Below are 22,449 nucleotides of genomic sequence, written 5' to 3'. Positions count from 1 at the left end.
CGCATCTGCCTCGCGCCTCGTGCAGTACCTGTGGGAGCCGGCTTGCCGGCGATAGGGCCGGTACAGGCTTACTTGCGCGCTTTGAGGATTACAAACTTGGGCGTAGCCGCTACCTGCTCCACCCCACGGAACAACCGCGCCAGCTTGCTGTGATAGCCCAGGTGGCGGTTGCCCACGATGTACAGGGCCCCGCCCACCACCAACGCTTCGCGTGCCTGCTGGAACATGCGCCAGGCAAGAAAATCGCCAACCACCTGTTGCTGGTGGAACGGCGGGTTGCAGAGCACCACATCCAGCGACTGTTTCTCGACCCCGGCCAAGCCGTCGGCTGCTTCGAAGTTGGCCGGCCGCTCACCCAAGGCGGCGCGCCAATTCTCCCGTGCCGATTGCACCGCCATGTACGACTCGTCCACCAAGGTGTACTCGGCATCCGGGTTGGCCAGGGCACTGGCAATGGCCAGCACCCCGTTGCCACAGCCCAGGTCTGCTACCCGCGCGCGGCCGAGGTCGCGTGGCAGGTGCGGCAGGAACGCCCGCGTGCCGATATCCAGGCCCTCACGGCAGAACACGTTGGCATGGTTGAGCAATTCCAGCGCCGGCGTGTCCAGGCGGTAACGGCTAGGGTAGGGCGAGCGGGCCAGGGGGCGCTCTGCCAGCGTCGCGGTGAGCAGGCGGGCCTTCTTTTGCGCCAGCGAAGCCTGCACCGGGCCGATGTATTTCTCCAACAGGTCACCGGCCGCGCGTGGCAAGTGCTTGACCATTGCCCCGGCAATCACCTGCGCAGCGGGGGCCAGCTGCCCCTGCAGGCGAATCAGTTGCTCTTCGAGCAGGGCCAGGGTTTTAGGCACGCGCAGCAGCACCCGGTCGAACGGGCCCTGCCAGTGCTCGCTGGCTGGCACGAACGGCACGCTGTCGAACGGCAGGCCATTGCGCGCCAGGTTCTTTTCCAGGGCCATGTGCGCCAGGTGGGAGTCGCCGCTGCTGGTCACCTGCACCTTGCCAGCCAGGCTGGCGGCCACGGCCCCGAAGCTGTCGTTGAGCACCAGCACCCGGCAGTTGGCGTCAGGTGCCTGCGCGTGCAACTGCGCGAGCAGGTATTCGTCGGCGGCATCGAAAGCCTGCAAAGGGTCGTTGGCCTGTTCGGGCTGGCGGATCAGGTCGAGTTCGGCGTAAGGGGTGGTCAACAGGGGCATGGCGTCTGGCTCGGGTATGAAACTGCCCGTTGCGGTTCGCCCCGGGCTTTGCCAGGCGATTCTACAGGGCTTTGCCCCGGGTCGCAGGTCTGAAGGTCAGATCCAGCCGCGCAGCGCGGCAATAGCGATGGCGCCAGCCTTGTTGGCGGCATTGGTCTTGGTGATCACGCTGCGGATATGGAAATTCACCGTGCTTTGCGACAACGACAGAATGCAGGCAACGTCGGCAGCGGTCTTGCCAGCGGCGGACCATTTCAGCACTTCCAGCTCACGCGCGCTCATCTTCGGTTGTGGCGGGCATAACGCGTTCAGGTGGTGTTCGCCGAGCACGGCATGCAGCGTGTGGCACAGCCACTGCACACTGCCGGCCTTCTCGTAGAGCTCGTTGATGTCGATGCTGCCCGCCGGGCGGGCCACGCTGATCTGGCTCTCGTTGTGTTGCAGGTCGTGCAGCGACTGCGTCCAACCGTGACGCAGGCCATGTTGGCAGGCTGCTTCGCGAAAGTGCGGGGCCTCATGATAGAGCTCGTCGGTCCACAGCACCGGCAGGGTCGACTGGTGGCTGAGGTGGGCGGCGCAGTCCTGCTTGTAGAAGTCGTCGCGCTGATAGCGACTGATCCATTCATCCGGATAGTTGCTGTACAGGTAGAGCCTGGGCGTCTGGGTCGCGATCTGAATGCGCAGGTTCAGCCCCAGGTACTGCATGGCCAGGTCCTGCGCCAGATGCACTGCGATGTTGAACAGCTTCTTTGGGCTGCGCTCGCTGACGAGCGCATCAAGATGTTCAGGTTTCCAGTGAAGCATCTGAAACACTCCTTGAGGCGCGGGATCCAATCCGTTTGAGAATCAGGACTAGTGTAGGAAAAGACCTACCGTTGTGTTGGGATTTTTTGCTATAGCCAACCGCATTCTCTGCGACTTTCATACCGGCACCCGGCGTGAGGCCCTACAAAGCGGTGGTTTTTATCCCGAGCACTTTAGGCGACACTGTGCACACGCCAACCCTGGAGCCCGATATGACCGCTAGCGCCGAAAAGTTCACCCGCCAGACCCTGCTCGATGTTCAGCCGCTGACGCCGAACCTCTTCAGCCTGCGGGTTACGCGCGATGCCGGGTTCCGATTCCGTTCCGGCCAGTTCGCCCGGCTGGGCGTGACCAAGGCCGATGGCAGCGTGGTATGGCGCGCCTATTCCATGGTCAGTGCGCCCCATGACGAGCACCTGGATTTCTTCTCTATCGTGGTGCCGGGCGGCGAGTTCACCAGTGAGCTGAGCCGCCTGGGGGCAGGTGATACCTTGCTGATAGACCGCCAGGCGTTTGGCTTCCTCACCCTCGACCGCTTCGTCGGCGGCCGCGACCTGTGGCTGCTGGCTACCGGTACCGGCATTGCGCCGTTCATGTCGATCCTGCAGGACTTCGAGGCCTGGGAGCGGTTCGACAGCATCAAGCTGGTGTATTCGGTACGCGAGGCCAGAGAACTGGCTTATGTGGATGAAATTGCCGGGCTGGAACAGCGCGATTATCTGGCCGAGTTTGCTGGCAAGTTGCAGTTCATTCCGGTGGTCACGCGCGAGCAGCACCCTGGTGCGCTGAACCAGCGCATTACCACGCTGATCGAGAGCGGTGAGTTGGAGAGGGCGGCGGGGCTGGAACTGTCCCCCGAGCATTCGCGGGTGATGCTGTGCGGCAACCCGGAGATGATCGACGAGACACGCAAGGTGCTCAAGGCACGCGACCTGCAGTTGAGCCTGAGCAAGCGCCCCGGCCAGGTGGCGGTCGAGAATTATTGGTAAGGCGCCGGGCCTGGGCACCGGCGCTGCCGGTGCCGGCGAGCAGGAGCGGGCTGCAAGGCAGCCCGGCAAACTCAAGGCAGGCGGTTCTGGTTCTGCGTCTTGAGCAAATCGCGAATCTCGGTCAGCAGGGTTTCCTGGGGGGTAGGCACTGGCGGGGCAGTCGGTGCCACGGCCTCTTCACGCTTGAGCCGGTTGATGGCCTTCACGCCCATGAAAATGGCGAAGGCCACGATCAGGAAGTCGATCACGGTCTGGATGAACTTGCCATAGGCCAGCACCACCGCCGGTACGTCACCTTGAGCGGCTTTCAGGGTAATGGCCAGGTCGCTGAAATCCACACCACCAATCAACAGGCCCAGCGGAGGCATGATCACGTCGCTGACGAAGGACGAGACGATCTTGCCGAAGGCTGCGCCGATGATGATACCAACCGCCATGTCGACGACGTTGCCTTTGACCGCGAAGGCCTTGAACTCATTGAGCATGCCCATGTTTAGATCCTTGTAACAAAAGGTGAGGTAAACGCAGTGTAAGCCACTTGAACGCTTCATGCGTCGTGTTCAGGGCAACTGACTGCGGTTAGAACGAATAGTTTTGTCGCATCCCGAAGCGCTCGAGGCACGTGCGGCTCGGCTATCATGGCGATTTTTCCAGGAGACCCCAACCCATGGCCAAGGCCAAGCGCATGTATGGCTGCACCGAGTGCGGCGCGACCTTCCCCAAATGGGCCGGCCAGTGTGGTGAATGCGGGGCCTGGAACACCCTGGTCGAAACCATGATCGAAAGCGGCGGTGCCGCTGCGCCCAGCAGTGGCCGCGCCGGCTGGACCGGGCAGCAGGCACAGATCAAGACCCTGGCCGAAGTCAGCGTCGAGGAGATCCCCCGTTTCACCACCAGCAGCACCGAGCTCGACCGTGTGTTGGGTGGCGGCCTGGTAGACGGCTCGGTGGTGCTGATTGGTGGCGACCCTGGTATCGGCAAGTCGACCATCCTGTTGCAGACCCTGTGCAATATCGCCGTGGGCATGCCGGCACTGTATGTCACTGGCGAGGAATCGCAGCAACAGGTGGCCATGCGCTCGCGCCGCCTGGGCCTGCCCCAGGACAAGCTCAAGGTCATGACCGAAACCTGCATCGAGACGATCATTGCCACGGCACGTGTCGAAAAACCGCGGGTAATGGTGATCGACTCCATCCAGACCATCTTCACCGAGCAGTTGCAGTCAGCCCCTGGTGGCGTTGCCCAGGTGCGTGAAAGCACGGCGTTGCTGGTGCGTTATGCCAAGCAGAGCGGCACGGCCATCTTCCTGGTCGGCCATGTCACCAAGGAGGGCTCGCTGGCCGGCCCGCGGGTGCTGGAGCACATGGTCGATACCGTGTTGTATTTCGAGGGCGAGTCCGACGGCCGCCTGCGCTTGCTGCGGGCGGTGAAGAACCGCTTCGGCGCCGTCAACGAGCTGGGCGTGTTCGGCATGACCGACCGCGGCTTGAAGGAGGTATCCAACCCGTCGGCGATCTTCCTCAACCGTACCCAGGAGGAAGTGCCGGGCAGCGTGGTGATGGCCACCTGGGAAGGCACCCGGCCCATGCTGGTCGAGGTGCAGGCGCTGGTGGACGACAGCCACCTGGCCAACCCGCGCCGGGTCACCCTGGGCCTGGACCAGAACCGCCTGGCCATGCTGCTGGCGGTACTGCACCGCCACGGCGGTATACCCACCCACGACCAGGACGTGTTCCTCAATGTGGTGGGCGGGGTCAAGGTGCTGGAAACCGCTTCGGACCTGGCGCTGCTGGCGGCGGTGATGTCCAGCCTGCGCAATCGGCCACTGGCCCATGGCCTGCTGGTGTTCGGCGAGATCGGCTTGTCGGGCGAGGTACGCCCGGTGCCAAGCGGGCAGGAGCGCTTGAAGGAAGCGGCCAAGCACGGCTTCAAGCGGGCGATCGTGCCCAAGGGCAATGCGCCGAAGGAGCCGCCAGCGGGGCTGCAGGTCATTGCCGTGACCCGGCTGGAGCAGGCCCTGGATGCATTGTTCGAGTAATTCGTAGCCTGTACTGGCCCTATCGCCGGCAAGCCAGCTCCCACAAGGATCGCCTTAGGGCTGACAGGTGTTTGCCACAAGGTATGGCAGCGCCTGTTAGAGCGAGCGCCGCCCGCGCGGCGCAATCGCGAGCTGCGCTCGCTCCTACGTTTGTTTCGGGCCAATTATTCCTGTGGGATTCGCGCGCGAACGCCTTGGTGCATGCCTCAATATCGCGCCGTACAAACAAGGCGGCCGCGCGCGCCTGTCACAGGCGTTACTGGCCCGAAACAAACGTAGGAGCGAGCGCAGCTCGCGATTGCGCCGCGCGGGCGGCGCTCAATCTCACAGGCGCTGCATACCTTGTGGCAAACACCCGTGAGCCCTGATGCGAGCCCTGTGTGGCTTGCCGGCGACAGGGTCAGCCCAGGCAAACGAAAAAGGGGGCCGATGATGCGCATCGGCCCCCCACCTCACCGCTCAGGCAACCCTCAATGCTCGGCCACCGCCGCAGGGCGTCTGACCGTTTCATTGCCATGCTCATCCAGCTCCAGCATCGGCACCTCGTTACCCTCGGCATCGAACAACTTGCCATCCTTGAAGTAGTCGCCATTGCGCAGTGCGGAAATGTCCGAATACTGGATGGTGCGCTCGTAGGCCGCAGCGAACACCGACTGGTTTTCCGAGTTGCCGGTGGTGAAGTGGTTGAAGATCAGGTTCAGCAGGATGGCCATGATCGCCGCCGAGCTGATGCCCGAGTGGAAGATGGTCTCGAACCAGTTCGGGAAGTGGTGGTAGAAGGTCGGCGCGGCGATCGGGATCATGCCGAAGCCCAGCGATGCCGCGACGATGATCAGGTTCACGTTGTTCTTGTAGCTGACCTTGGACAAAGTGCGAATACCACTGGCCGCCACGGTGCCGAACAGCACGATGCCTGCACCGCCCAGTACCGGGGTAGGGACGGCGGCAATGACCCGGCCCATGATCGGCAGCAGGCCGAGAACCACCAGGATCAGGCCACCGGTAGCCACCACATAACGGCTCTTGACGCCGGTAACGGCCACCAGGCCGACGTTCTGGGCGAATGCGCTTTGCGTGAACGAGCCGAAGATCGGCGCCAGAATGCTCGACGCCATGTCGGCACGCAGGCCGTTGCCCAGGCGCTTGGAGTCGACCTTGGTATCAATGATCTCGCCCACGGCAAGGATGTCGGCCGAGGTTTCCACCAGGGTCACCATGATAACGATGCACATCGACAGGATGGCCGCGATGTGAAACTCGGGCATGCCGAAATGGAACGGCGTGGGGAAGGCGAACATCGGGCCTTCGGTGACCTTGCTGAAGTCGGCCATGCCCAGCGCCCAGGCGATCAATGTGCCGACCACCATGGCCAGCAGGATCGACAGCCGCGAGATGCTCGCGCTACCCAGTTTGCTCAGCAGCAGCACAATGGCAAAGGTCAGCGCCGCCAGGCCGATATTGGCCACGCTGCCGAACTCGGGCGAAGCGCTGTTGCCGCCCATTACCCAGCGCGCGGCGACCGGCATCAGGGTCAGGCCGATGGTGGTGATGACGATACCGGTCACCAAGGGCGGGAAGAACTTGGTAATGCGTGAGAACACCGGGGTGATCAGAAAGCCGATCAGTGATGCCGCCATGACCGCACCGAGCACCCCCGGCAAGCCACCGCCACCTTCGCTGCTGAGAATGGCGCCCATGGTCGCCACGCCAGCGAACGACACGCCCTGCACCAGCGGTAGCTGGCAGCCGAAAAACGGCAGACCCAACGTCTGCAGCAGGGTGGCCAGGCCACCGGCAAACAGCGAGGCGGCGATCAGCATGCCGATTTCGCCACCGTTCAGGCCAGCGGCCTGCCCCAGGATCAGGGGCACCGCGACGATCCCCCCGTACATGGTCAACACGTGTTGCAGACCATAGGCCAGGTTGGCGCCCAGCCCGAGGTTTTCGTCCTCGGGGCGTTGAGCGGGAGACGTGCTAGGGGACGTAGTCATGGAGCAGGCTCTCTGTTTATTGTTGTGGCGCTACTGTAGACACTTCCCGTGATTGATTGCCACAAGAATTGTATACAATATTTTGATCGGAGCGCGCACAAGTGCGGCATCAGGGTGTGTCAAAACCCAATGCATGAGCCGTACCAACTTGTCTAAAGCTGTACTAGAGGGGTGTGTACAAAGTCCTGCTACCCAGCCCTAAAGCTGTCTGAGTAGACAGGAAACACAAAGTGGGAAGGCCCTTAGCTAGCTAAGAGATTCCATTCTTCGATCAATTCGCGCAGCTCACGCATCATTCTGGTGCCGTCACCCAGGTTCAATTCCACAAGACGGTGCAGATGGGTCATCGATTCGACATCGATGTACAGGCAGATGAAACCAAGCCGGGCCGGTTCCTCGTGGCGCAGTTCGACCTGCATGGTCACCTGCGTTTGCTCGTCCAGCGTGATGATTGCGTCGAAGTTCTGGCTCAGGTCGGCATCCCATTGCTGCGGGCGTTCCACCAGCAGCCCCTTGAGCGAAATGTCCAGCAGCTTGGGCGACCAGCATCGGGAGCCTTGGTGAAGTTCGGTAGGGGCGTCGAAGCAGATTCGCTGGAAACGCCTACGTTCGTCGTGATCGCTCATGGGTAAGGCCCTCGGGTGGCATCCTGATCAGGGTGATGAAGGGTTTGTGCATCAGGTACTGCAATCTGGCCGCAGAGGCTCTAGACCAAAGCAAGTGTGGCAATGCCGCCTGACTCGCCCTAGACTCGGTGGGCGGTCTTTCCAATCCAACAGCTGGAAGCTAACCATGAACAACAATAATAGCCTGCTACGCCACATACCGTGGCTGGCGCTGGCAGTCATAGGGGCCTGCGCGCTGGGTGTTGTTGCCCTGCGTCGCGGTGAGGCGATCAATGCCTTGTGGATCGTGGTCGCGGCAGTGGCCATCTACCTGGTCGCCTATCGCTACTACAGCCTGTTCATCGCCACCAAAGTGATGCAACTCGACCCGCGCCGTGCCACCCCGGCGGTGCTCAACAACGACGGCCTGGACTACGTTCCGACCAACAAACACATTCTGTTCGGCCACCACTTCGCCGCCATCGCCGGCGCCGGCCCACTGGTGGGCCCGGTGCTCGCCGCGCAAATGGGCTACCTGCCCGGCACGCTGTGGCTGATTGCCGGTGTGGTGCTGGCCGGTGCAGTGCAGGACTTCATGGTCCTGTTCCTGTCTACCCGCCGCAATGGCCGCTCGCTGGGCGACATGGTGCGCGAGGAAATGGGCCGCATTCCGGGCACCATCGCCCTGTTCGGCTGCTTCCTGATCATGATCATCATCCTGGCGGTGCTGGCGCTGATCGTGGTCAAGGCCCTGGCCGAAAGCCCATGGGGCATGTTCACGGTAATGGCGACCATCCCGATCGCGATGTTCATGGGCATTTACATGCGCTACATCCGCCCGGGCCACATTGGTGAAATCTCGATCATCGGCGTGGTGCTGCTGTTGGCCTCGATCTGGCTGGGGGGCCAGATTGCGGCCGATCCGGTATGGGGCCCGGCGTTCACCTTCACCGGCGTGCAGATCACCTGGATGCTGGTCGGTTACGGTTTCGTGGCTGCGGTGCTGCCGGTGTGGCTGGTGCTGGCGCCGCGCGACTACCTGTCGACCTTCCTCAAGATCGGTACCATCATCGCCCTGGCCATCGGCATCCTGGTGACCATGCCCGAGCTGAAAATGCCGGCGCTGACCCAGTTCACCGATGGCACTGGCCCGGTATGGAAGGGCACCCTGTTCCCGTTCCTGTTCATCACCATTGCCTGTGGTGCGGTGTCTGGCTTCCACGCTCTGATCTCCTCGGGCACTACGCCCAAGCTGCTGGATAACGAAACCAACGCCCGCTACATCGGCTATGGCGGCATGCTGATGGAGTCGTTCGTGGCCATCATGGCCATGGTGGCTGCGTCGGTGATCGAACCTGGCGTGTACTTCGCCATGAACAGCCCGGCAGCCGTGGTCGGCGCCGATGTGGCGTCGGTCGCGCAGACCGTGAGCAGCTGGGGCTTCCTGATTACGCCCGAACAACTGGAGGCGGTGGCCCGCGACATTGGCGAGCACACCATCCTGGCCCGTGCCGGGGGTGCACCCACGCTGGCGGTAGGTATCGCGCAGATCCTGCACCAGGTGCTGCCGGGTGAAAACACCATGGCGTTCTGGTACCACTTCGCGATCCTGTTCGAGGCGCTGTTCATCCTCACCGCGGTCGACGCCGGTACCCGTGCCGGGCGCTTCATGCTGCAAGACCTGCTGGGCAGCTTCGTACCAGCCCTGAAACGCACCGAGTCGTGGGGTGCCAACCTGCTGGCCACCGGCGGTTGTGTAGCGTTGTGGGGTTACCTGCTGTACCAGGGCGTGATCGACCCGCTGGGCGGTATCAACACCCTGTGGCCACTGTTCGGTATCTCCAACCAGATGCTGGCGGGTATTGCCCTGATGCTGGGCACCGTGGTCCTGATCAAGATGAAGCGCGAGCGCTACATCTGGGTCACCCTGCTGCCGGCAGCCTGGCTGCTGATCTGCACCACGGCGGCGGGCCTGATCAAGCTGTTCGACCCGAACCCGGCTGTAGGTTTCCTGGCCCTGGCCAAGAAATACAGCACCGCCCTGGACGCCGGCCAGGTTCTGGCCCCGGCCAAGGACATCGGGCAGATGCAACACGTGATCTTCAACGCCTACACCAACGCCGGCCTGACCATTCTGTTCCTGCTGGTGGTGTTCAGTGTGCTGTTCTTTGCCATCAAGGTCGGCTACGCCGCCCTCGGCCGCAAAGAACGCAGCGACAAGGAAACCCCGTTCCAGGCCCTGCCTGACGCTTGAGAGGACCGCTGTCATGTTCAACGACCTGGGTCGACTGGGTAAGTACCTGGGGCAGGCCGCCCGCCTGATGGTCGGCATGCCCGACTACGACAACTATGTCGAGCACATGCACAAGACACACCCGGACAAGCCGGTCATGACGTATGAGCAGTTCTTCCGCGAACGTCAGGAAGCACGTTATGGCGGCAAGTCCGGGCCCAAGTGCTGTTGAGTCTCAAGCGTTAACCTGTACCGGCCTCATCGCTGGCAAGCCAGCTCTCACAGGCACTTCACAGGCCTCCAGGTTTGTGCGGTGCCTTTGGGGCGCTCTTTCAGGTACTGCCCAGGCGTCAAGGTTTGCGCGGTACCTGTGGGAGCTGGCTTGCCGGCGATGGGGCCAGTGTTTTTTCCGCACAGGAGATGTTCTGCGTGCAGACGCCCATTCCCGTAACCATCCTCACCGGCTTCCTCGGTGCCGGTAAGACCACCTTGCTCAAACACATGCTCAAGGCCGAGCACGGCCTGAAGCTGGCGGTGATCGAAAACGAATTCAGTGACGCCGGCATCGACAGCCAGTTGCTGGGCGACCAGCCGGTGCAGGTGATGACCCTGGCCAACGGCTGTGTGTGCTGCAGCATCCATGGCGACCTGACCCGCGCCTTGTACCTTCTGCTCGAGCGCCTGGATGCCGGCGAAATCGCCTTCGACCGCCTGGTGATCGAATGCACCGGCCTGGCCGACCCGGCCCCGGTGGCGCAAACCTTCTTCATCGACGAGGAACTGCGCGAGCGCTACATCCTCGACGGCATCATCACCCTGGTCGATGCCAAGCATGCCGAGTTGCATCTGACCCAGACCATCGCCCAGGCCCAGGTTGGCTTTGCCGATCGCCTGTTGCTGAGCAAGACCGACCTCGTCGAGCCGGCTGCGGTCCAGGCCCTGCGCGAACGCCTGGCCCGTATCAACGGGCGGGCGGCGATCCGAGTGGTCGAGCACGGTTGCATCGACCTGGCAGAGTTGCTGGACGTGCGCGGCTTCAACCTCAACCCCGACCTGGGCGCAAACCTGAAACCCTCGCTGCGCCCGGTGCTCAAGCCGGCCACCCCCGACCGCATCGGCACCCTGGTGTTGCGTACCGAAGCCGCGCTGGATATCGACCGCCTCAGCGGCTTCATGAACGAGCTGCTGGAAACCCATGGGAAGCAGCTGCTGCGTTACAAGGGCGTGCTGAACATTGCCGGCGAGGACCGCAAGCTGGTGTTCCAGGGTGTGCTCAAGCTATATGGCTTCGACTGGGACGCCGAGTGGGCCGAAGGCGAAACCCGCGAAAGCGTGATGGTCTTCATTGCCGATGACCTGCCCGAGGCTACGATTCGGGCTGGGTTCGAGGCGCTGGCTGAGGGCTGACCCGGCCCGGCGAGGGTGGCGCGAACCACTGCGGCCACGAGCTGCGGTGGCGCGTTTGCTCCTCGATGCAGGGGATCAGCCGCTCCCTCAGCACGGCGGTTTGCCCCACGGCCTTGGCCGTGCGGTACTTGATGCTGTGGATGCACTCGCGGTCGCCGAACTCGCAGCGGTTGAGCGCGGTGCCCCCACAGGGGCCATTGGCCAGGCCCTTGGGGCAGGTTTCCGGGCAGGTGTACAAGGTGTCTTCCAGGCGGCAGCGGCCGCAGGTATCACAGCCAACCAACGGGCGCTTAACACTGCGCTCCAGGGTGTGCAGCACCTGTGCGCCAAGGCGGGTAGTCCACAGTGGCTGGCGCACCGCCCAGCCAAACGCCTTGCTCAGGCTGTTGCGGCGGCTGAACAGCAGCCCATGCATGCCATGCATCAGGTGGTAGCGGGCTTTTTCCTTGAACGAGGCATCGACCCTTGATTCGCCCTGGCGCCAGTTGGCCTGGGGGGGATGGAAGGTGACTGCCGGCAGCCCCGGCATTTGCCAACTGGCTTGCCAGGCGGGCGCCCATTGCTCCAGGGTGTGGACGTGCGTTTGCCAGTACGCCAGTCGCGCTTCAAGGGCAAGCAGCTGCTTCAGGTCATGAATGCCCGACAGGTGCACGCCCGCGTAACCCATCAGCTTCGTTCCGATGATCTGCAAGGCAAGGCGATCAACGCTGCGCGACTGGGCAAAAGCCTTGGACTGCGCCGTTTCCGCCTCGAGCATCTCGCGCATGGAGGGGGTAACGGTCACGCCGGCGACGTGGTCGAGCATCGCTGCACGGCCATGGTTGAGGCTCATCAGGCAGGCCAGCATGGGTTTGGGCGCGGCCTGGCGGCGCATCCAGTGCATGGCTTCCTGGTGTTTGGCTGCGTCGAAGCCCAGTTGCAAGGTAAGGAAGTCGGCCCCCGCAGCCAGTTTTTTCTCGGCCTTGAAGTACTGCGCACCGCCTTCTTCCTCGTGGTACTTGAACGGGTTCAGCGCCGCGCCCAGCAACCAGTGCGGGCAGGCCTGGCGGGCAATCTGCAGCGCGGCCACCGACTCCAGGTAGCGCACCGGGCGCTGGCCGGGTTCATGCCCAGGCAAACGGTCACCGGTCAGCAGCAGCAACTGGTCGAGGCCGGCCGCCTCCATGCGCTGCAATTGCGCGAGCAAGTGGTGGCGTTCGCGGTCCTTGCCGGAGAAATGCGGCAGGGCCGGCACCGGGCGGTCGAACGAGGCCAGGGCGTCCAGCGGCGACATGTCCAGCGGGCTGCCGACGCGGTCGCCGATGGCCACGGTCATTGGCCAGCCGCACAGCTGCGCACGGTCCATGATCGCTTGCATCGCAGCGAAGCGTTCTGCAGAGGCTTTGGGCACAAACTCCATGACACAGACGAAATGGTGTTCACGCAGCGCGGTTTTCAGCAGGCTCATGAGGCCGGGCACCTGGTATGGTCAGGGTGGCATTGTGCGGCAGAAGGGGCAGGAGGTCATGTCCGGATGCGCAGGCTGGTGCTCTGAACAAGACATGGGTCGGCCCCTGCGCCCTCAGGATCATGAGAATTTCTTGGGTTCATCTCAAATTTTATGAGTTTGTCTCAACACCACGATCCACTGGAAAATCCCCTCATCAATTTGAGCATGCTGAGGGGCGACACATGGCACTGGCACACAACCTGGGCTTTCCACACATTGGCGGCGACCGCGAACTGCGGGCCCGCCACTGGCAAGTGCAGAAGGACGCCGGTATCGAACTGCTGCCTGTCGGCGAAACCGGCCAATGTGGCCAGCTGCCGGGTACCGATGACCAGCCGTTTGCCCTCAACTGGGAACCCTTGTTCGAAGAGGTGGAGCATGCCAACGCGCTGGGCCATGCCATCAAGCCTGTCGTGATTGGCCCGTTGACCTACCTGTGGCAGGGCCAGGCCCGCAACGCCGACTTCGACAAGCTGGAACTGCTCGATCGCCTGCTGCCCTTGTATGATCAGGCCCTCAACCGCTTGGCTGCGCTGGGCGTCGAATGGGTCCAGATCGACGAACCGATCCTCGCCCACGACCTGCCACAGGACTGGAAAAACGCCTTCGAGCGCGTCTACAACATCCTGCAGCGTGCACCGTTGAAGAAGTTGATTGCCACGTACGCCGGTGGCCTGGATGGCAACCTTGGCCTGGCCGCCAACCTGCCAGTCGATGGCCTGCACATCGATCTGGTGCAGGCGCCGGCACAGTATCAGGCCATCCTTGACCGCCTGCCGGCCTACAAAGTGCTGTCGCTGGGCCTGGTTGATGGCCGCGATGGCGCGCCTTGCGAGTCGGACAATGCCCTGGGGCTGTTGCAAGACGCCCATGAACGCCTGGGGGCGCGGCTGTGGCTGGCGCCGGCCTGTTCGTTGGCGCATGGCACCGTAGAGGTGGCTGTGCAGAAGTGCCGCGAAGTGGCTGCGCTGGCCGCCTCGCTGGAGCAGTACCGAGTCGCGGCTTGATCATCTGCTGCTTGTGCCGGCCTGTTCGCGGGCTTGCCCGCTCCCACAGGTACAGCGCATGTATTGAAACCTGCGCTACCCTGTGGGAGCGGGCAAGCCCGCGAACAGGCCGGGCCTGCTCAACTCAAACGCCGCTCAACGTTCGATAGCCAGTGCAACACCTTGGCCACCGCCAATGCACAAGGTCGCCAGGCCTTTGTGGGCATCGCGCTTGATCATCTCGTGCAACAAGGTCACCAACACCCGGCAGCCGGACGCACCAATCGGGTGGCCCAAGGCAATCGCCCCACCGTTCACATTGACCCGTGCCGCATCCCACTCCAGCGCCTTGCCCACGGCCAGTGCCTGTGCAGCAAAGGCTTCGTTGGCTTCGATCAGGTCCAGTTCGCTCAGCTGCCAGCCGGCCTTGTCCAGGCAGCGCCGCGTTGCCGCAACCGGGCCGATGCCCATGATCGCCGGGTCTACCCCGGCACTGGCATAAGCGGCGATCTTCGCCAGCACCGGCAGGCCCAGGGCCTCGGCTTTGGTGGCGCTCATCAGCAGCACGGCGGCAGCGCCGTCGTTCAGGCTGGAGGCATTGCCAGCGGTGACGCTACCGTCTTTCTTGAACGCTGCGCGCAGCTTGCCCAGCGACTCGGCAGTGGTGTCCGGGCGCGGCTGCTCATCACGGGCGAACACTTTCGGCTCGCCCTTCTTCTGCGGCAGCACGACAGGGGTGATCTCCGCATCGAAGCGGCCGGCCTCGATGGCAGCGAGTGCCTTGCGTTGCGACTCGGCGGCAAAGGCATCCTGCTGTTCACGGCTGAGGCCGTACTCGTCCACCAGATTTTCGGCAGTGATGCCCATGTGGTAGTCGTTGAAGGCATCCCACAGGCCATCGGTGATCATGCTGTCGATCAGCTGGCCATGGCCCATGCGCTGGCCGGTGCGGGCCGAGGGCATCACATAGGGGGCCAGGCTCATGTTCTCCTGGCCCCCGGCAATCACCACCTCGGCGTCACCGCAGCGGATGGCCTGGGCCGCCAGGTGCAGGGCTTTCAGGCCCGAGCCGCAGACCTTGTTCAGGGTCAGCGCCGGTACGCTGAAGGGCAGGCCGGCCTTGATCGCGGCCTGGCGCGCCGGGTTCTGCCCGGCGCCGGCGGTCAGCACCTGGCCGAGGATGACTTCGTCGACCTGCGCCGGGTCCAGCCCGGTCTGCTCCAGCAGGCGCTTGATCACGGCGGCGCCGAGGTCGACCGCAGGCACGCTGGCCAGGGCACCCTGGAAGCTGCCGATGGCGGTACGGGTTGCGGCGACGATGACCACGTCGTTCATGTTGTTGTTCTCCGTGCGGTGGGCGTAGGGCTTCAAGCATCGGTGCCCTGGGCTCATTTGTTAAGTTTGTTTTTCTTTGAGATTGATGTGAAAAGCAAATGAATGGGCGCGCAGCGGTCCACCCCGGTTTTGCATCGCCCGGATCACCCCGTAATATGTGTCGGATAACCTGCGGGGGTAGTCTCACCCTCTGATCAACAGGAAACGCCCATGTGGCGCTTCCCCAGCATAAACCTGACGAGGTACAGACATTGGCCATCATTCATCCTAAGGTTCGCGGTTTCATCTGCACCACGACTCACCCGAAGGGCTGCGAGCTCAACGTCCGTGACCAGATCGAAGCCACCCGCAAGCTGGGCGTGCGCGAGGATGGTCCGAAGAAGGTCCTGGTCATCGGTGCTTCCAGTGGCTATGGCCTGGCAGCACGCATTACTGCAGCGTTCGGCTTCAAGGCCGACACCCTGGGCGTATTCTTCGAAAAGCCAGGCACCGAAACCAAGGCCGGCACCGCTGGCTGGTACAACGCTGCGGCTTTCGATAAGTTCGCCAAGGCCGAGGGCCTGTACAGCAAGTCGATCAACGGCGACGCCTTCTCCAACGAAGCCCGCGCCAAGGTCATCGAGCTGATCAAGAACGAAATGGGTGGCAAGGTCGACCTGGTCATCTACTCGCTGGCGTCGCCGGTGCGCAAGCTGCCGCAGACCGGTGAAGTGATCCGCTCGGCACTCAAGCCGATCGGCCAGCCGTACAAGTCGACTGCCATCGACACCAACAAGGACACCATCATCGAGGCCAGCATCGAGCCGGCCACCGAGCAGGAAATCGCCGACACCGTTACCGTCATGGGTGGCCAGGACTGGCAACTGTGGATCGACGCCCTGGCGGGCGCCGACGTACTGGCCGAGGGTGCCCGTACCGTGGCCTTCAGCTACATCGGCACCGAGATCACCTGGCCAATCTACTGGCACGGCGCCCTGGGCCAGGCCAAGCAGGACCTGGATGAAACCGCGCTGCGCCTGGACAAGAAGCTGGCCGCTGAAGTGAAGGGCGGCGCCAACGTGGCGGTGTTGAAGTCGGTGGTGACCCAGGCCAGCTCGGCCATTCCGGTGATGCCGCTGTACCTGTCGATGGTCTTCAAGATCATGCAGGAAAAGGGTGTGCACGAGGGTACCCAGGACCAACTGGACCGCATGTTCCGCGACCGCATGTACCGTGCCGATGGCGCCCCGGCCGAAGTGGACGAGAAGGCCCGCCTGCGCCTGGACGACTGGGAACTGCGCGACGACGTGCAGGATGCCTGCAAGGCCATGTGGCCGCAGGTGACCACCGAGAACCTGTTCCAGCTGACCGACTACGCCGGTTACAAGAAGCAGTTCCTCAACCTGTTCGGCTTTGAGCGCGCTGACGTCAACTACGACGAAGACGTAGCCACCGATGTGAAGTTCGACTGCGTCGAGTTGTAATTTCACACCGTGCTGGCCTCATCGCTGGCACGCCAGCTCCCATTTCGACAGCGGTGCCTTCAAGGCCTGTGTCGGGGCTGGCTTGCCGGCGATGGGCTGCAAAGCAGCCCCGGCAATCTCAAGCCTTGCGCGACAGTGGCGGCGCAGCGAACGTCACACCGGCCAGGCCGTGCTTGATCAGCGCCCGGATATTGCCATGGTCACTGCCCTCAGGCGTGGCCAGCACATCCCGGTAGTGCTCGCCGAAAGCCAGCAACGCTTCCTGATCGCTCAGCCCTTCAAGCACTGCCAGGCCCAAGGTTTTGCACGAACCTTCGTTCTGCCCGGCGGCATTCTCGACACCCCCATTGTTGAACGCCTGCGGCTGATAGCTGTAGTGCTCGGCAATGAACGCCAGGGTGTCGGCAAAGGCATGTTGGCCGCTGGCCAGGCTGGCGCGCAGGGTATCTAGATCAGTCACGAGGTTTTCCTTTTTCGAACGCCGCTTGCTGCTCGGCGCTGGCTTCTTTCTGGTATTGGGCTTTCCACTGGGCATAAGGCATGCCGTACACCGCTTCGCGGGCGTCATCCAGGCTCAGGTCGAGCTCACGCTCGTCAGCCGCAGCCTTGTACCACTTGGACAGGCAGTTGCGGCAGAAGCCGGACAGGTTCATCAGGTCGATGTTCTGCACGTCGGTGCGTTTCTGCAAATGGTCGACCAGGCGCCGGAACGCGGCGGCTTCGAGTTCAAGCTGTTGCTGTGGGGTCATGTGGGCTCTCACGTCATGCGATTCTTCAGGTGGCGGCCACCATTGATGACCACCTGGCTGCCGGTGCTGTACTGGCTGGCGAGCAGGTACTTGACCGTCTCGATCAGTGGCCCGGCGCCGGGTTCGAACTCCAGCAGGGCCTTTTTCAAGGTGTGCTGGCGGTAGGCTTCGTCACCCCCTTCCTTGAGGATCAGCAGCCCGGGAAGGATACCGTTCACATGCACCTTGGGCGCATATTTTTCAGCGAACGACAGCACCATGTTCTGCAGCGCAGCCTTGGTGGCGGCATAGCCAATGTGGCTCTTGCTGCCGCGCGAGGAGGTTTCGTCGCAGATGTGAATGATGTCGGCCTTGTCCTGCTTGGCCAGCATTTCGCCCAAGGCCAGGTTGAGGTGGTAGGGCGCCTCTACATGCAGGCGGAACATGGTCTCGAGGTTGTCCAGGCCATCGTCCAGCCACAACGACGCGTTATGGATGATGGCGCGCAGGCCGTCGTAATGCTCGACCAGGTAGTCGATCAGCGCCTGGCGGTCGTCTGCCCGGCACAGGTCTGCCTGGAACTGCACGATGTTCGGGTGGGCCGCCTGTGGCTGTACGGTACGGCTGGCACTGACCACCGTATGGCCGGCCTGTGCCAGTTCAAGGGCCAGGGCCAGCCCGACGCGCTGGCTGGCTCCGGTAACGAGAATTGGGCTGTTCATGTTCGGGGCGGTCAACTTGTCTGTCCTGTGGTTGCCGCCCAGCATACCCGAACTGTTTGCCCGTTGTACGGCCTGGCCTCAGCGGCTGCGCAGGGCGCCCGCGGTGGCCGAAGAGGGCTGTAGCCAACCGGCCAGCAGGCGGGTGGACAACGGGATGAACAGGTACACCATCAGTGGCGTGAGGGCCAGGGTGCTGAGCAGTACCCGTGGTACCAGGTCGAGTGCGGCCAGCCAGTGGCCGAACGCCGTGTTGAACGCCAACGACACCGGGAAGAACGCCAGCCAGATGGCCACGGCCTGTTTCCAGCGCGGCGGTTTCTGCACCGCACTGGCGCCAAACCAGTCGTCAATGCCACTGACGCGCGCCTCTTTGGGGCGCTCGAACAGGCCATTGCCGCGCTGCAACCAGGCCCGCCGTGAGGCCGAATGCTCCCAGGCATGCAGGGTGGGCTCATCGCTGAAGCGGAAAATGATCTGGAACTCGTCGCCATCGTGGGGTGGGGCGAGAATGCCCGAGCCCAGGTAGCCGGGGAAGTCAGTGGCCAGCTGTTCGCCCTCATGCAGCCAGGCCAACAGGTCCTGGTAGCGGCCATGTGCGGCGCGGCGCGACACCATCAGGGTAACGGGTGGGGTAGACATTGTGTATCTCCTGGCAACGGGGCTGGCGGGTAGCCGGCCCCTTGGCTGCGTGGCCCGGGGTGGTGGGCAACGCAGGCAGACATGCAAGAATCGGGCGCGGATTATCGCGCAGTTGTGCTGTGTGGCAACTGTCAGCCGGCAAATGGTCGCAACCTGTGCCCGGCGCTGTCGTAGTAGACTAGGCCCTCTATTCCAGCACACAGGATGCCGTGCAGATGAGCGAACTGGGACGCAAGCCGGGGGGCGATGCGAGCTTCGAGCAGCAAGTGCTGTTTCCGATCCGTGAAGTCTCCCGCCTGACTGGCGTCAATGCGGTGACCCTGCGCGCCTGGGAGCGCCGTTACGGTCTGATCCAGCCCATCCGCACCGACAGCGGCCACCGCCTGTATTCCCAGGGGGACGTCGACGATATCCGCAGTATCCTCGGCTGGCTGGAGCGCGGCGTGGCGGTCAGCAAGGTGGGCAGCATCCTTGCCCGCAGCCAGGCGCTTGCCGGGCAGGCCACGCGCGCAGTGGACAGCTCGCTAGGCTGGCAGCAGCAGGTGCGCTTGGCAGTGCAACGCTTTGACCTGCCAGGGCTGGGCCGCCTTTATGAGGAGGTGTTTGCCGCCAGCACGCTCGATCAGGTTTTCGCTGAGGTTTTCATGCCGGTGTGGCACGACCTGGCCGTGCGCCATGGCGGCTACGGCCAGACCAGCGAGTGGCTGTTTTTTGACCAGTTTTTGCGCGGGCGGGTGTTCACGCGTTTGCAGCTGGCGGCCGCGCCGCGTCGCCACAACGTGCTGCTGGTGCCCTTGCCGGGGCAATGCCATGAGCTTGAACTGCTGGTCACCAGCCTGCTGCTGGGCAGTGACGAGGTTGGCGTGACGCCGTTGGTGTGTGGGCAGCCCCTGCAAGAGCTGGCGCTGGTCTGCGAACGCATGAAACCAGACGCCCTCGTGCTGTTTTCCCACCAGCCGCTCACTGCAGAGGTCAGCCGCTATCTGAAGCGGCTGGCGTCGGTGCTGGGCTGCGCGTTATTGCTGGCGGGAGAGGCAACGGACCAGGCCAGCGGCGGCCTGGCGGGTAGCCCCCTGGTTTGCCTGGGGGCACAGGGCGGGGTGATGCGTCAGCGTCTGCGCCAGTGCCTGGCAGGTCAGCTGGACACCTGAGTGTGCAGTTCGGGGTGGGCGCGGCAATGGGCCTGCAGGATGTAGTCGCGCAGGCGTTCGATTTCTTCCGCTGGGCTTTGGCCAAGGTCGTACGCTGCCAGGTCCGGGCCAATACGCCGGCCCAGCACACCCTGCAGTTCGATCGGCTGGATGTTGCCGGGGGCGAAGCGCAGGTCGAAACGTGCCGGCGCGCTTGGCAGGCCACGCAGCTCCACCAGCACGCCTTTGAAGGAAATTTCCCGTACCCACAGCCCGCCAGGCGCGCCATGGCCGTCGAGCAGGGCGCTGGGCTGCTCCAGCGACAGGCGCCATGGCCGCAGCATGGGGCCGTCCTCGTAGATTTCCGGGGAGCCGACTTGCAGGTGCAAAGCGTGGAATTCGTCTTCCACCAATTGCAGCGGGAAGCTGATTTGCTGGTTGTTGAATTGCGCCTGCAAGGTCACTTGTTCATTGGCCACCAGGCGGGTGAGCAAGCTCTGGATACGGCGGTCGCCATTGACCTGCAGGCTCGACATCGAGTCGGCCAGGTTCAGGTTGGGCGAATGCTGCATGCTCTGAATGAAATCCAGCTCGTCCTGGGTAAGAAGGGCGTCTGCTTGCATGATCGAACTCGGTGGTGGCGATTTCTTCAACGTAGTTGACCGTAACCGGGGGGCTTGGTTCAGGTGCGTTCGTCGGCTTTCAGACGAGCGCGCAGTTCGGCCAGCTCTCGCTCCATTTCCACCTGGCGGGTGACGTCCTTCTGAATGCCGATGAAGTAGGTACGTCGCTCGGCGTCGTTCCTTACCGCCGTGATCGACAGCTCGTTCCAGAAGGCAGTGCCATCCTTGCGGTAGTTGCGCATCACTTCCCGGCACGGGCGGCGTTCGGCCAAGGCTTTGCGAATGCGCGCACGCGCGAGCTGGTCACGGTCGTCAGCCTGCAGGAAGCGGCAATCCTGGTAGAGTATTTCGTCCCGGCTGTAGCCGGTCAGGCGTTCGAACGCGGCGTTGACGTAAATGAGGATGGTGTCGTCGCCTTCCTGTTCGGCAACCACGATCCCGTCATGGGATGCGTCGACCATCGATTGCAGCAGTTTTGCGTTGATCATGTTCAGGCCATGCGGCAGGCAGTAAAAACGGACGCGCTGTAGCAGGCGGCTTTGGCAGAGGCGGCCTTTTGCCAGCGCTGAATGCTAGTATCCTACGTTTTCACTCAGTTTCGGAATCCTCTACCCGATGAAAGTCGCCATTATTTCCGGATCGGTCTATGGCACCGCCGAAGAAGTCGCCCGTCATGCAGAAACGAAGCTCAAGGCCGCCGGCTACCAAGCCTGGCACGCCGCACGGGCCACTTTGCAGGACCTTGAAGGTTTTGCCCCGCAGGCCCTGCTGGCCGTGACATCGACTACCGGTATGGGTGAGCTGCCGGACAACCTGATGCCCTTGTACAGCAGCCTGCGTGACAGCCTGCCAGCGGCCTTCCGTGGCCTGCCGGGTGCAGTGATTGCGCTGGGCGATTCCAGCTATGGCGATACCTACTGCGGGGGTGGCGAACAGCTGCGCGAGCTGTTTGCCGAGCTGGGCGTGCGCGAGGTGCAGCCGATGCTGCAACTGGATGCCAGCGAGACGGTGACCCCGGAAACGGATGCCGAGCCGTGGCTGGCCGAGTTGGCTGATGCCTTGAAAGGCTGACGGTCAGGTTTAGCAATTATGGGCCTGCCGCAGGGAGTGTCCGGGCAGACCTGCCAGCCAGATCCCGATTCATGCCTCGCTGCCGGGTACCGGCCACTCGCGCAGCAGCGCCAACCACGCTTGCGCGGCCCGCGACAAATACGCGCCACGCCGCCAGATGAAGGCAATGTCCCAGCGCAGGTCCCCCGGTGAGCGCAGGGGCATACGCACCACACCAGGGCGTTCCAGGGCTTTTGCCACCACCCGGGGCAGCAGCACCACGCCCTGGCCTGCCGCGACCAACGCTGCCAGGAAATCCGCCTGGCCACTGCGCCCGCCTTCCGTCGGGGTGAAGCCCTGCTGCTGGCAGGCTTTCACCAAACGGTCATTGAGCACGAAACTGCGCTGGTAGAGCAGGAACGGCGTTGCGGCCAATTGCTTCAGGTGCACCCCGCCCAGGCCTGCCAACGCATGCCCCGCCGGTAGCAGGGCATCCAGCGGCTCATTGCAGAATGGCTGGTATTCGAACCCGTCGTCGCTGGGCGTAAGGCTGCCACCGAGCTCCAGCTCGCCACTTCTGACGGCCTGCTCGATGCTACGGCTGCCACCCTCAACTAGCTGGATGGCGATGTTCGGGTGGCGCCGCCGGTATTCGGCGAACAAACCGGCGAACAGCGCATCGCTGCCCAGCATCGGCAAGCCCAGGCGCAGTTCGCCACGCTCCATCTGGCTCAGATCGTCCAATTCGTTGAGCAGCGCCTGGCGTTGGCGCAGCAGGGCCTCGCCGCGCTCAAGCACGATGCGCCCGGCGGCGGTCAGGTGCAGGTGTGATGCCTGGCGTTCCAGCAGCGGCTGGCCCACATCTTGCTCAAGCTGCGCCACTTGCTTGCTGACGGCCGACTGACTGATGTGCAGGGTCTGTGCGGCTTGGGTAAAGCCGCCTCGGTGCACCACTTCGATGAAGCTGCGCAGCTGTTTGAATTCCATGTGCCAATTCCATTATGGAATGGTAGCCAGTCTAACA

General features: G+C 63.3%; 23 protein-coding genes. 9 read left to right on the top strand and 14 right to left on the bottom strand.

Annotated features, from left to right (window positions below):
* Positions 1-68: 68 nt before the first annotated feature.
* Both AACG97_RS23700 and AACG97_RS23695 read right to left on the bottom strand, forming a co-directional pair.
* A complete protein-coding gene (locus AACG97_RS23700; RefSeq protein ID WP_009681278.1) occupies positions 69-1,193 on the bottom strand; it encodes a methyltransferase in 1,125 nt (374 codons plus the stop codon).
* 96 nt (positions 1,194-1,289) lie between these two features.
* Positions 1,290-1,997 carry an autoinducer binding domain-containing protein gene (locus AACG97_RS23695; RefSeq protein WP_225785922.1) on the bottom strand — a complete coding sequence of 236 codons (708 nt, stop codon included), beginning with the start codon at positions 1,995-1,997 and terminating at the stop codon, positions 1,290-1,292.
* 212 nt (positions 1,998-2,209) lie between these two features.
* Here AACG97_RS23695 and AACG97_RS23690 point away from each other — a divergent pair, with 212 nt between their 5' ends.
* Complete coding sequence (locus AACG97_RS23690; RefSeq protein ID WP_009681280.1) at positions 2,210-2,986, top strand: ferredoxin--NADP reductase; 777 nt, start codon at positions 2,210-2,212, stop codon at positions 2,984-2,986.
* A gap of 71 nt (positions 2,987-3,057) precedes the next feature.
* Here the strand turns inward: AACG97_RS23690 and mscL are convergent, their stop codons facing one another.
* The gene (gene mscL, locus AACG97_RS23685; RefSeq protein WP_009681281.1) at positions 3,058-3,477 is read right to left on the bottom strand and encodes a large-conductance mechanosensitive channel protein MscL; all 420 of its coding nucleotides are present in this window, start codon (positions 3,475-3,477) and stop codon (positions 3,058-3,060) included.
* Between the two features lie 176 nt (positions 3,478-3,653).
* Here mscL and radA point away from each other — a divergent pair, with 176 nt between their 5' ends.
* On the top strand, positions 3,654-5,024 hold the full coding sequence (gene radA / locus AACG97_RS23680) for a DNA repair protein RadA (RefSeq protein WP_009681282.1): 1,371 nt from the start codon (positions 3,654-3,656) through the stop codon (positions 5,022-5,024).
* 470 nt (positions 5,025-5,494) lie between these two features.
* On the opposite strand, the gene AACG97_RS23675 is transcribed toward radA, so the two are convergent.
* Together AACG97_RS23675 and AACG97_RS23670 are read right to left on the bottom strand one after the other, a co-directional pair.
* Positions 5,495-7,015, bottom strand: a complete 1,521-nt coding sequence (locus tag AACG97_RS23675) for a nucleobase:cation symporter-2 family protein (protein WP_009682651.1) — start codon at positions 7,013-7,015, stop codon at positions 5,495-5,497.
* Positions 7,016-7,257: 242 nt separating this feature from the next.
* Complete coding sequence (locus AACG97_RS23670) at positions 7,258-7,641, bottom strand: PilZ domain-containing protein (RefSeq protein ID WP_029886891.1); 384 nt, start codon at positions 7,639-7,641, stop codon at positions 7,258-7,260.
* Positions 7,642-7,807: 166 nt separating this feature from the next.
* On the opposite strand from AACG97_RS23670, the gene AACG97_RS23665 reads away from it, so the two are divergent.
* From AACG97_RS23665 to yjiA, 3 genes are all read left to right on the top strand, one after another.
* The gene (locus AACG97_RS23665; protein ID WP_009682653.1) at positions 7,808-9,874 is read left to right on the top strand and encodes a carbon starvation CstA family protein; all 2,067 of its coding nucleotides are present in this window, start codon (positions 7,808-7,810) and stop codon (positions 9,872-9,874) included.
* A gap of 13 nt (positions 9,875-9,887) precedes the next feature.
* Complete coding sequence (locus tag AACG97_RS23660) at positions 9,888-10,085, top strand: YbdD/YjiX family protein (RefSeq protein WP_009682654.1); 198 nt, start codon at positions 9,888-9,890, stop codon at positions 10,083-10,085.
* A 197-nt stretch (positions 10,086-10,282) separates the two neighbouring features.
* Entirely contained in the window at positions 10,283-11,260 is a 978-nt protein-coding gene (gene yjiA / locus AACG97_RS23655) for a GTPase (RefSeq protein ID WP_054882160.1), read from the top strand.
* Here yjiA and AACG97_RS23650 read toward each other — a convergent pair.
* On the bottom strand, positions 11,220-12,707 hold the full coding sequence (locus AACG97_RS23650) for a methylenetetrahydrofolate reductase C-terminal domain-containing protein (protein ID WP_009682656.1): 1,488 nt from the start codon (positions 12,705-12,707) through the stop codon (positions 11,220-11,222). The two genes, yjiA and AACG97_RS23650, sit on opposite strands and share 41 nt — an antisense overlap.
* 224 nt (positions 12,708-12,931) lie before the next feature.
* Between AACG97_RS23650 and AACG97_RS23645 the strand changes: the two genes are divergently transcribed.
* The gene (locus AACG97_RS23645) at positions 12,932-13,756 is read left to right on the top strand and encodes a 5-methyltetrahydropteroyltriglutamate--homocysteine methyltransferase (protein WP_047150128.1); all 825 of its coding nucleotides are present in this window, start codon (positions 12,932-12,934) and stop codon (positions 13,754-13,756) included.
* 135 nt (positions 13,757-13,891) lie between these two features.
* Here AACG97_RS23645 and AACG97_RS23640 read toward each other — a convergent pair whose 3' ends face one another.
* Positions 13,892-15,070 carry an acetyl-CoA C-acetyltransferase gene (locus AACG97_RS23640; RefSeq protein ID WP_009682659.1) on the bottom strand — a complete coding sequence of 393 codons (1,179 nt, stop codon included), beginning with the start codon at positions 15,068-15,070 and terminating at the stop codon, positions 13,892-13,894.
* Positions 15,071-15,321: 251 nt separating this feature from the next.
* Between AACG97_RS23640 and fabV the strand changes: the two genes are divergently transcribed.
* Positions 15,322-16,533 (top strand): enoyl-ACP reductase FabV, encoded by a 1,212-nt coding sequence (fabV, locus tag AACG97_RS23635; protein WP_033690367.1) that lies wholly within the window; start codon positions 15,322-15,324, stop codon positions 16,531-16,533.
* Positions 16,534-16,651: 118 nt separating this feature from the next.
* On the opposite strand, the gene AACG97_RS23630 is transcribed toward fabV, so the two are convergent.
* The 4 genes from AACG97_RS23630 to AACG97_RS23615 are packed head-to-tail and all read right to left on the bottom strand — an operon-like array spanning position 16,652 to position 18,622.
* On the bottom strand, positions 16,652-16,993 hold the full coding sequence (locus AACG97_RS23630; RefSeq protein ID WP_009682661.1) for a HopJ type III effector protein: 342 nt from the start codon (positions 16,991-16,993) through the stop codon (positions 16,652-16,654).
* Entirely contained in the window at positions 16,986-17,282 is a 297-nt protein-coding gene (locus tag AACG97_RS23625; protein WP_009682662.1) for a DUF1244 domain-containing protein, read from the bottom strand. Before AACG97_RS23625 ends, AACG97_RS23630 begins: the two co-directional genes overlap by 8 nt.
* An 8-nt stretch (positions 17,283-17,290) precedes the next feature.
* Positions 17,291-18,028, bottom strand: coding sequence for a dihydromonapterin reductase (gene folM, locus AACG97_RS23620; RefSeq protein WP_009682663.1), 738 nt, complete (start codon positions 18,026-18,028; stop codon positions 17,291-17,293).
* A 33-nt stretch (positions 18,029-18,061) separates the two neighbouring features.
* Positions 18,062-18,622, bottom strand: coding sequence for an antibiotic biosynthesis monooxygenase (locus AACG97_RS23615; RefSeq protein ID WP_009682664.1), 561 nt, complete (start codon positions 18,620-18,622; stop codon positions 18,062-18,064).
* Positions 18,623-18,837: 215 nt separating this feature from the next.
* Here AACG97_RS23615 and AACG97_RS23610 point away from each other — a divergent pair, with 215 nt between their 5' ends.
* The gene (locus tag AACG97_RS23610) at positions 18,838-19,773 is read left to right on the top strand and encodes a MerR family transcriptional regulator (RefSeq protein ID WP_029886898.1); all 936 of its coding nucleotides are present in this window, start codon (positions 18,838-18,840) and stop codon (positions 19,771-19,773) included.
* Here the strand turns inward: AACG97_RS23610 and AACG97_RS23605 are convergent.
* Together AACG97_RS23605 and AACG97_RS23600 are read right to left on the bottom strand one after the other, a co-directional pair.
* Entirely contained in the window at positions 19,758-20,375 is a 618-nt protein-coding gene (locus AACG97_RS23605) for a hypothetical protein (protein ID WP_009682667.1), read from the bottom strand. The two genes, AACG97_RS23610 and AACG97_RS23605, sit on opposite strands and share 16 nt — an antisense overlap.
* 59 nt (positions 20,376-20,434) lie before the next feature.
* Positions 20,435-20,863, bottom strand: coding sequence for a PAS domain S-box protein (locus AACG97_RS23600; RefSeq protein ID WP_009682668.1), 429 nt, complete (start codon positions 20,861-20,863; stop codon positions 20,435-20,437).
* Positions 20,864-20,990: 127 nt separating this feature from the next.
* Here AACG97_RS23600 and AACG97_RS23595 point away from each other — a divergent pair, with 127 nt between their 5' ends.
* On the top strand, positions 20,991-21,446 hold the full coding sequence (locus tag AACG97_RS23595; RefSeq protein ID WP_009682669.1) for a flavodoxin: 456 nt from the start codon (positions 20,991-20,993) through the stop codon (positions 21,444-21,446).
* 69 nt (positions 21,447-21,515) lie between these two features.
* Here AACG97_RS23595 and AACG97_RS23590 read toward each other — a convergent pair whose 3' ends face one another.
* Positions 21,516-22,412 (bottom strand): LysR family transcriptional regulator, encoded by an 897-nt coding sequence (locus AACG97_RS23590; protein WP_029886899.1) that lies wholly within the window; start codon positions 22,410-22,412, stop codon positions 21,516-21,518.
* Positions 22,413-22,449 lie beyond the last annotated feature (37 nt).

The organism is Pseudomonas sp. Nvir, from assembly GCF_963778085.1.
In the GTDB taxonomy this organism is placed as follows: domain Bacteria; phylum Pseudomonadota; class Gammaproteobacteria; order Pseudomonadales; family Pseudomonadaceae; genus Aquipseudomonas; species Aquipseudomonas juntendi.
The sequence above is the reverse complement of the archived record's forward strand: the minus strand, read 5'-3'. Positions and strand labels throughout refer to the sequence as shown.

Bases quoted from the DNA above. Each gene is read 5' to 3' on its own strand.
- AACG97_RS23700 (WP_009681278.1), bottom strand. From the start codon at position 1,193: ATGCCCCTGTTGACCACCCCTTACGCCGAACTCGACCTGATCCGCCAG.
- AACG97_RS23695 (WP_225785922.1), bottom strand. From the start codon at position 1,997: ATGCTTCACTGGAAACCTGAACATCTTGATGCGCTCGTCAGCGAGCGC.
- AACG97_RS23690 (WP_009681280.1), top strand. From the start codon at position 2,210: ATGACCGCTAGCGCCGAAAAGTTCACCCGCCAGACCCTGCTCGATGTT.
- mscL (WP_009681281.1), bottom strand. From the start codon at position 3,477: ATGGGCATGCTCAATGAGTTCAAGGCCTTCGCGGTCAAAGGCAACGTC.
- radA (WP_009681282.1), top strand. From the start codon at position 3,654: ATGGCCAAGGCCAAGCGCATGTATGGCTGCACCGAGTGCGGCGCGACC.
- AACG97_RS23675 (WP_009682651.1), bottom strand. From the start codon at position 7,015: ATGACTACGTCCCCTAGCACGTCTCCCGCTCAACGCCCCGAGGACGAA.
- AACG97_RS23670 (WP_029886891.1), bottom strand. From the start codon at position 7,641: ATGAGCGATCACGACGAACGTAGGCGTTTCCAGCGAATCTGCTTCGAC.
- AACG97_RS23665 (WP_009682653.1), top strand. From the start codon at position 7,808: ATGAACAACAATAATAGCCTGCTACGCCACATACCGTGGCTGGCGCTG.
- AACG97_RS23660 (WP_009682654.1), top strand. From the start codon at position 9,888: ATGTTCAACGACCTGGGTCGACTGGGTAAGTACCTGGGGCAGGCCGCC.
- AACG97_RS23650 (WP_009682656.1), bottom strand. From the start codon at position 12,707: ATGAGCCTGCTGAAAACCGCGCTGCGTGAACACCATTTCGTCTGTGTC.
- AACG97_RS23645 (WP_047150128.1), top strand. From the start codon at position 12,932: ATGGCACTGGCACACAACCTGGGCTTTCCACACATTGGCGGCGACCGC.
- AACG97_RS23640 (WP_009682659.1), bottom strand. From the start codon at position 15,070: ATGAACGACGTGGTCATCGTCGCCGCAACCCGTACCGCCATCGGCAGC.
- AACG97_RS23625 (WP_009682662.1), bottom strand. From the start codon at position 17,282: ATGACCCCACAGCAACAGCTTGAACTCGAAGCCGCCGCGTTCCGGCGC.
- folM (WP_009682663.1), bottom strand. From the start codon at position 18,028: ATGCTGGGCGGCAACCACAGGACAGACAAGTTGACCGCCCCGAACATG.
- AACG97_RS23615 (WP_009682664.1), bottom strand. From the start codon at position 18,622: ATGTCTACCCCACCCGTTACCCTGATGGTGTCGCGCCGCGCCGCACAT.
- AACG97_RS23610 (WP_029886898.1), top strand. From the start codon at position 18,838: ATGAGCGAACTGGGACGCAAGCCGGGGGGCGATGCGAGCTTCGAGCAG.
- AACG97_RS23605 (WP_009682667.1), bottom strand. From the start codon at position 20,375: ATGCAAGCAGACGCCCTTCTTACCCAGGACGAGCTGGATTTCATTCAG.
- AACG97_RS23600 (WP_009682668.1), bottom strand. From the start codon at position 20,863: ATGATCAACGCAAAACTGCTGCAATCGATGGTCGACGCATCCCATGAC.
- AACG97_RS23595 (WP_009682669.1), top strand. From the start codon at position 20,991: ATGAAAGTCGCCATTATTTCCGGATCGGTCTATGGCACCGCCGAAGAA.
- AACG97_RS23590 (WP_029886899.1), bottom strand. From the start codon at position 22,412: ATGGAATTCAAACAGCTGCGCAGCTTCATCGAAGTGGTGCACCGAGGC.